This window comes from Streptococcus sp. NLN76 (genome assembly GCF_015686645.1).
Lineage (GTDB): Bacteria > Bacillota > Bacilli > Lactobacillales > Streptococcaceae > Streptococcus.
Window position 1 is genome coordinate 1 of the sequence record NZ_JADPMS010000100.1, and the last position, 966, is coordinate 966.

At 41.0% G+C, this 966-nt stretch carries 1 protein-coding gene; it reads left to right on the top strand.

Features of this window, described 5'->3' with window-relative positions:
* Positions 1-966 (top strand): Rib/alpha-like domain-containing protein (locus I1A59_RS09450; protein ID WP_247644794.1); only part of this gene is annotated, 966 nt, incomplete at both ends.

Sequence of the window (966 nt, forward strand, 5' to 3'; positions counted from 1 at the left end):
CAATCACAGATGAGAATGGAAACCCAGTAAATGTTGTCGTTAAAGATGTAACTCCAGAAGGTGTGATCGATACAAATACCCCAGGTGACTACACAGGTAAGGTAGAGATTACATATCCAGATGGAAGCACAGAAGTTATTGATGTACCTGTAAAAGTTGTAGAGAACACTCCAGCTAAGACAGACGCAGACAAGTACGAACCAACAGCGAAACCTGAAGAAGTAGCAAAAGGTGGCACAGTTGATTTAACAGATAACGTTGATCCAATCACAGATGAGAATGGAAACCCAGTAAATGTTGTCGTTAAAGATGTAACTCCAGAAGGTGTGATCGATACAAATACCCCAGGTGACTACACAGGTAAGGTAGAGATTACATACCCAGATGGAAGCACAGAAGTTATTGATGTACCGGTAACAATTGTAAATCCACGTACAGATGCAGATAAGTACACACCAGAAACAACTCCAGAAACTGTAGCCAAAGGTGGCAAAGTGGACTTAACAGATAATGTTAAACCAATCACTGATGAGTCAGGTAAGCCAGTTGAAGTAACAGTTAAAGATGTAACTCCAGAAGGTGCGATTGATACAAACAAACCTGGAAATTACACAGGTAAGGTAGAGATCACTTATCCAGATGGCAGCAAGGAAGTTGTGGATGTACCGGTAACAATTGTAGATCCACGTACAGATGCAGATAAGTACACACCAGAAACAACTCCAGAAACTGTAGCCAAAGGTGGCAAAGTAGACTTAACAGATAATGTTAAACCAATTACTGATGAGTCAGGTAAGCCAGTTGAAGTAACAGTTAAAGATGTGACTCCAGAGGGTGCAATTGATACAAACAAACCTGGAAATTACACAGGTAAGGTAGAGATCACTTATCCAGATGGCAGCAAGGAAGTTGTGGATGTACCGGTAACAATTGTAGATCCACGTACAGATGCAGATAAGTACACAC